The following is a 5,705-nucleotide window of genomic DNA, read 5'->3' as shown; positions in this document are numbered from 1 at the left end:
CGGAGTGCCCATCATTCCTGCGATGTGATGGGCACTCCTTTCTCCTGAATCGCTCCTGGAGTTGCTGGCCGTGCAACCCGGCAACACGATCGCGAACCTGTTTGCGGCACTGCTCCTGGCGCTGATGATCGGCGGCGTCTTCCTTCTTTTTGGCAGGCCGCTCTGGCCGGCACGCCACGCTCGGATGATAGTCCTTCTTCCAATCGACACCTTGGCGACCGGATCGGTGCGCAAGGCCTGTGTCGAGCCATGCCTGCCGGCCCGCTTCGACCTCAAGCTCGCGCCGGCAAGGCCGCAGGGATGAAGCCGGCCTGGGAACCAGTCTGCGCCACACGTCGTTGACAGGGCGAAGGGATGGCCGCAGCGGAGGCCGCCATGGACCATTTCGAACTCATCGATCTTCTGTGCGTCATCGACGCATGCGTGAGCGACCGTTCGGCCGGGCGCGTCGTGCCGATGTCGAGGGCCGTCGAGGAACTGCGCGTGCTGACCGGTGATTTCGTCTCGTCGGACGAGGATGCGACCACCGCCTTGACGCAGGTTGCGCTGGAGCGCGGCTGCGCGGTGCTCTTCGACGAGCAGCCGGGCGCCGACATCATCGCGTAATTCGGCGCGACGGCCGGGCCGACGGTTCCCGGCAGGGACACCGGTCGTCGCGACCCTTGCGGGCCGCTACCGCTTTCCGTCTCACTTCGCCAGGGTGATCATCCGGCCCGCATACATCTCCCGGTTCCCCAGTTCGGCCGTGCAGTCCGACTTCACGGCCGAGTTTCCCGTCATCGCCACCGTGTCGCCCACCAGCCGCAGGCAGCTGCCCTGGGCGCTCATGTCCGAATTTCCGGCATAGGTGATGGCGCCATCCGGCGCGTAGATGAAACCGCTCACCAGCGAGCCGGATCCGCCGTTCAGCGTCAGCGCCTGTGTGTTGCCTTGCGCCTGGTAGACGGTAATGCCGGCATAGGGGCCGCTGGTGGGCGGCGAGAGGTTCACCTGCTCGTTGGCATTGATGTAGAGCTGCGAGTTCTCCATCAGGAAGATCGTCACGCCCTGGCCGCTCAGGCTGCCGTTCCCGCCCGGCTTTATGACGACGTTGCGCATGATGTAGGTGCCCGGATTGAGGGTGATCTTTCCCGACAGGGTCTTGTCGCAATAGGTGCCCGGCGAGAGCGTTATTGTCTTGCCGTTGGGCACCGGCAGGCAGAGCGTATAGGCTGGCGGAACGACGTCGGCCAGCGGATCGAACGAGGCGTACTGGTTCTCATGCGGCGTGCCGCAGGAAAGCGTGGCGCTGGGCGGCGTCAACCCTTGCGTGGCGCCGACCGTCGAAACGCAGCCGGCGCTGACGACCGCCGAGCCGCCGCGGTTGACGGAGTCGGCGGCGTCCGAATTGGCCGCGATCACGCAGCCCGCCATCGCCACATTGGTCGAGCCCTGCAGGTTGACCGCGTTGTCGGCATGCTGATTGAGCGCCAGCACGCAGGCCTGCGCCCCGGGCTTGATCTTGACCGAGGCGGTCCGCGTCGCCTGCCAGGCCGGCATGGCGCCGAGGAAGGCCGGCCGGCTGATGCTCGACGACGCCGAAATGAAATAGGCGCCCGGATCGCCGCTGGCGGCGGCCTGGAAGGCGGCGAGGCTGCCCGACAGCTCCTGCGCGTCGGCGGCGCTCATATTGGCCGCGAAGAAGGTCTGGCCCAGTTGCTGCAGGTCGGCCGCCGACATGCCCGGCTGGTATTTCGTGCCCATCGCGAGGCCGGCGGCGTCGAGCGAATTCTGCAGCTGGGCGGCGTCGTCGCTGGTGCCGATCAGGTCGATGGAAGCGGCCAGACCAAGCATCAGCGGCACCATGGCAACCGCGGTCGCGACCGCGAAGTTGCCGCGCTTCGAAACCCAAAACCATCCAAGCATGGCGCCCGCCCCTGTCGTATTTCACAGAGTGTTATGCGTGCCGTCTCTACGTGCGATTTCCAAAAAAGATAAAATGCAGAAAGTGCTAAAATATTAGGTTTTACCGATAGTTCAGTCTTAAGTCCTAAGGCTGATGGGCCTTAAGTCTGAGTACGCGCGGCGTAAGTTGGAGGCGGCGTCCCGCTGCGGTCCTACCGGCGCAACTCGACCGAAATAATTAGGCATTCGTTCATACGGCAATGATTGACGTGGTGGTTGGGATATCTTGGGCGCGCTCGGCCATGGCCTCTTCGGGTCGGTTCTTCAGACCTCTTTTTTTCCGGCGCTTCATTCGACGCTTTTGCGAAGGCAAGGGCGGCAATGTCGCGACCATCTTCGCGTTCACCCTGCCGATCGTCGTCGGCGGCGCGGGGTTGGGTGTCGAGACGTCCTATTGGTACTATTCGAGCTTGAAGCTGCAGGCGATCGCGGACGCGGCCGCCTATGCGGGCGCGCTGGAAAAGATCCAGGGATCCAACACCGCCACGATCACGGCGGCCGCCACGCAGTCGGCCACCGACAATGGCCTCGGCAACGGCACCATCACTGTCAACACGCCGCCCACCTCGGGACCGAACACGGCCAAGAAGGCGGTGGAGGTGATCCTCAACCAGAACCTCGACCGGATGTTCACCTCCATCTTCACCCAGACGAAGGTGCCCGAACAAGCGAGGGCGGTGGCGCTGATCACCGACGCTTCGAAGGCCTGCGTGCTGGCGCTCAATCAGTCGGCCTCGCAGGCGGCGCTTTTTTCCGGCAGTTCCAGCGTCAAGTTCAACGGCTGCTCGGTCATGTCGGACTCGACGGCCAATGATGCCATCAAGGTGCAGGGATCGGCGGGGCTCCAGACGGATTGCCTGATCTCTGTGGGCGGCGTTTCACTCAACAACCCGGTGACCACGGTCTGCAAGGCCCCGATAACCCAGGCCCTTCCGGCGGCCGATCCATTCTCCAACCTGCCGGCACCGACGGCCAGCGGCTCCTGCCAGAAGGTTAACAACGGTAAAACGACGCAGACGCTTAAGTCTGGCACCTATTGCAGCGGCATGGACCTCAGCGGCAATGTCGCACTTTCTCCCGGCGTCTATGTCGTCCAGGGCAATTTGAAGATCAACGCGGGCGCGGTCATCACCTGCGCCACACCCTGCAACGACGGTGTGACCGACGGCGTGACCATCTACATGGCCGGCAGCAACACCGTCAGCATCAACGGCAATGCCAGCGTGAACCTGAGCGCGCCGACCTCGGGCACCTATTCCGGTGTGCTGTTCTACGGCGACAGGACGGGGACGGCAGCGCAGAGCACCTTCAACGGCACCGCGGATTCACACTTGACCGGCGCCATCTATTTCCCCAGGCAGCAGGTCAACTATCTCGGCAATTTCTCGGGCCAGAAAGGCTGCACCCAGGTAGTTGCCGACACCATCCAGTGGTCGGGCAATTCGACCATCAACCAGAACTGCAAGGATCTCGGGATGGGGGACGGCATCCCGGCGGCACCGTCGGTCGCGGTCGTCGAGTAGCGGACATGGAGTCGTTGGCAATCCGCTTCCGCAAGAATCGCTCTGGCACCGCCGCGGTGGAATTCGCACTCGTGCTGCCGGTGCTGTGCACGGCACTCTTCGGCATCGCCGACGGCTGGTCCTATGTCACCTCGTCGCTGAACATGCGGGCGAGCGTGAAGACGGCGGCGAACCTCCTGTTGGCCGGCTCATCCGACGACAGCGCCACCCAGTCAGCAGCGCTCGCAAGCTGGTACAATAAGCCAGCCGACGCGGCAGTGACGGTCAGCCGCACCTACAAATGCGGAACGACCGTGGTTGACGCGGCGACCCCGTGCACAGGGTCGGACCTACGCACGATCTATGTCCAGATCCAGGCGTCGGGCACCTGGGTTCCGCCCTTCACCTTCGGCCCCTTCCCAAACAACACCGCGCTCGGCCATCAGCAGGTGGTCCGTGTCCGCTAGCAAAAGGGGAAAAGCGTTTGCCGGCAATGCCTCAGGCGGCGCCGCGATTGAGTTTGCGCTCATTGTGCCTATCCTGATCATGTTGCTCTTCGGCATCTTCGCCTTCGGCTGGTCAATGAACGCCGGCTCCAGCGTGCGCTATGCGCTGGAGGCCTCCGCTCGCTCGCTGCAGCTCAACAACACGCTGACCCAGGCCGACATACAGGCGATCGCGACCCAGAAGCTGCAGGCGCTCGGCTTGCAGAACGTCAACGTCACGATCACCACCGATCCGGCGAGCGGCGGCTTCTGCATGGCGCATGTCAACGCCAGCTACGCGTTCGTCATCAACTTCCCCTATTTCAGCGATTACCCGGTCAACTACGCGACCATGGTGAACGTGCCGCTGGCGAACAGCGTGCAAGGAGCTTGCCCTCAGTAACAGTCGGAACTGAATCGGTCGATTTGTGCCTTTTCGCGAAGCAGAAGCTGAAGGCGCTCGGGCTGCAGACTGTGAACGTTACGATCAACACCGATCCGGCGAGCGGCGGCTTCCGCATGGCCCATGTCAACGCCAGCTACGACTTCGTCATCAACTTCCCCTATTTCAGCGATTATCCGATCAACTACACGACATCCGTGACCGTGCCGCTGGTCGGCGGCTAGAGCAATTCCAGGAAAAGTGCGAGCGGTCAGGCTCGGCGTCTTCGCCGTAGCCTTCCGTCCGGAATTGCGCAAAAACAAGGAGATAGAGCGGTTCGCCGTTTCCGTGAAACGGCGAACAGCTCTAGAAGGGCAGGGGCAAACCGGGCATGAAACCCGTCTCGTCGGGTGCCGGCAGCCTACATGCCGCCCATCGGCTCCGGCCGGTCGGGGGCATCATCTTAGCAATCTCTAAAGTCGCAAGCTTGACGCCAGCCAGGAATGCTAGGGATTTGCCGTCGTCCCTATCAGGAGCGCAGCCATGACCTCTCCCGTCGGAAGCCAGCATCCCACTGGCGTCGTGCATCATTCGAGCAAACCTCAGAAATCGTCGGAAACCTTCCCGGGCAAGAGCGCGGAAAGCGTCGGCCGCCTTGCAAAGGCCTCGGTCTCCGAGACGGATACGGGCGAGCCGAACGCGCAAGGAAAAGCCGCGTCCCGCATCGCCCGCATGGATCTGACGGTGCTATCTCCAACCGGCTCGGGTGAGGAATCGGATGCCGCGACCGACGCGCCGGACACCGCCGGCGACGTGGAAGCCGCGTGAAGCGGCTTTCCGTCGGCAATTGCGTCAAGACAAAGAGCCAGGGCGCGTTTCACCCTTTCCGTGAAACGGTGAACTAGCAGCCTTCCGCTGTCGTCTTCATCTGCCCGGGAGCGTTCGATTTGGCGCTGGTGTCCTGCTGTCCAGGGGCTGCCTGCTTCGCTGTTCCGGTCGTCTGTTGTCCGGGGGCGCAATCCTTCGCCGAGTTTGGATTGGTCGAGTTCGTTTTGGTTTGATCCGTGTCCTGGCTGCTGGGCATCGTGGTCGTGGATGAAGAACCCGACGAGGTACCCGACTGCGCTGTCGCCAGACCGCCGGACAGAGCAAGCAGGGCGGCGGCAAGAAGAATGCGTTTCATGGCGATTGGTCCTTTCAGCTAACGTCCCTTCAGTCATTTAATCCCGGCGGGGCAGGAGTGTTCCGAGTGCCCGAACGCGCTCGATCCGCGGGACTTTCGCGTACCCAAATGACCCCTTGGGACCATGGTCCGGCGAGACAAGGGCCCTCATTTTTCCAAACGGCCCAAAAGCGCTCGGCCCTTTGTATTTCCCTGTGATTTCAATGAGT

At 62.9% G+C, this 5,705-nt stretch carries 9 protein-coding genes; 7 read left to right on the top strand and 2 right to left on the bottom strand.

Annotated features, from left to right (window positions below):
* Positions 1 to 70: 70 nt before the first annotated feature.
* Positions 71 to 304 (top strand): polymerase, encoded by a 234-nt coding sequence (locus EOA23_RS30810; RefSeq protein WP_127306895.1) that lies wholly within the window; start codon positions 71 to 73, stop codon positions 302 to 304.
* Positions 305 to 375: 71 nt separating this feature from the next.
* On the top strand, positions 376 to 606 hold the full coding sequence (locus EOA23_RS30805) for a hypothetical protein (protein WP_126061553.1): 231 nt from the start codon (positions 376 to 378) through the stop codon (positions 604 to 606).
* 81 nt (positions 607 to 687) lie between these two features.
* On the opposite strand, the gene EOA23_RS30800 is transcribed toward EOA23_RS30805, so the two are convergent.
* The gene (locus tag EOA23_RS30800) at positions 688 to 1,905 is read right to left on the bottom strand and encodes a pilus assembly protein TadG-related protein (RefSeq protein ID WP_127306894.1); all 1,218 of its coding nucleotides are present in this window, start codon (positions 1,903 to 1,905) and stop codon (positions 688 to 690) included.
* Positions 1,906 to 2,186: 281 nt separating this feature from the next.
* On the opposite strand from EOA23_RS30800, the gene EOA23_RS30795 reads away from it, so the two are divergent.
* The 5 genes from EOA23_RS30795 (at position 2,187) to EOA23_RS30775 (ending at position 5,141) form a co-directional block, all read left to right on the top strand.
* Positions 2,187 to 3,467 (top strand): pilus assembly protein TadG-related protein, encoded by a 1,281-nt coding sequence (locus tag EOA23_RS30795; RefSeq protein WP_127306893.1) that lies wholly within the window; start codon positions 2,187 to 2,189, stop codon positions 3,465 to 3,467.
* Positions 3,468 to 3,472: 5 nt separating this feature from the next.
* Positions 3,473 to 3,913, top strand: coding sequence for a TadE/TadG family type IV pilus assembly protein (locus EOA23_RS30790; RefSeq protein ID WP_126061550.1), 441 nt, complete (start codon positions 3,473 to 3,475; stop codon positions 3,911 to 3,913).
* Positions 3,903 to 4,334: a TadE/TadG family type IV pilus assembly protein gene (locus tag EOA23_RS30785; protein WP_245456527.1), complete on the top strand. Its 432-nt coding sequence runs from the start codon at positions 3,903 to 3,905 to the stop codon at positions 4,332 to 4,334. The genes EOA23_RS30790 and EOA23_RS30785 overlap by 11 nt, the downstream gene beginning before the upstream one ends.
* Before the next feature lie 23 nt (positions 4,335 to 4,357).
* Positions 4,358 to 4,558, top strand: coding sequence for a hypothetical protein (locus EOA23_RS30780; RefSeq protein WP_127306892.1), 201 nt, complete (start codon positions 4,358 to 4,360; stop codon positions 4,556 to 4,558).
* A gap of 298 nt (positions 4,559 to 4,856) precedes the next feature.
* Positions 4,857 to 5,141, top strand: a complete 285-nt coding sequence (locus EOA23_RS30775; RefSeq protein ID WP_189341769.1) for a hypothetical protein — start codon at positions 4,857 to 4,859, stop codon at positions 5,139 to 5,141.
* 73 nt (positions 5,142 to 5,214) lie between these two features.
* Here EOA23_RS30775 and EOA23_RS30770 read toward each other — a convergent pair whose 3' ends face one another.
* A complete protein-coding gene (locus EOA23_RS30770) occupies positions 5,215 to 5,496 on the bottom strand; it encodes a hypothetical protein (RefSeq protein WP_126061546.1) in 282 nt (93 codons plus the stop codon).
* Positions 5,497 to 5,705: the final 209 nt, after the last annotated feature.

Source organism: Mesorhizobium sp. M2A.F.Ca.ET.042.01.1.1 (assembly GCF_003997405.1).
GTDB lineage: Bacteria > Pseudomonadota > Alphaproteobacteria > Rhizobiales > Rhizobiaceae > Mesorhizobium.
Note: the sequence above shows the minus strand (reverse complement) of the source record. Positions and strands in the feature narration are given on the sequence as shown.